General features: G+C 63.9%; 1 protein-coding gene. It reads right to left on the bottom strand.

From position 1 onward, the window contains the following. On the bottom strand, positions 1-305 hold a 305-nt coding region (locus tag AC0IYH_RS30695), incomplete at both ends, for a transglutaminase N-terminal domain-containing protein (protein WP_471837938.1).

The following is a 305-nucleotide window of genomic DNA, read 5'->3' as shown; positions in this document are numbered from 1 at the left end:
GGTGAAGGGATAGGTGCGCGCGTAATCCTCGATATCGACATGATCGAGGTCGGCGGGTTCGTGCATCAGGTGGATGCGGCTGTCGAACACCAACCGCGCCGCAGGCCGGTCGAAGGTGGCGATCGCCACCGCGTTGCCGAACACGTCCTGTAGCCAGCGCACGTCGCTGGGCCGAGGTTCGATGTCGAGCGTGGCGGACAGCAGATGCTGATCGTAGCTTTCGCGCGGGCGCACCATGATCCGGTGCTCGCCGAAGGACACGGGCTGCCTGTACGTATACGTCGTGACGTGCGACAGGTTCAGGA

This window comes from Pseudomonas sp. AC463 (genome assembly GCF_979253585.1).
This window is presented reverse-complemented; position numbering and strand designations above follow the sequence as displayed.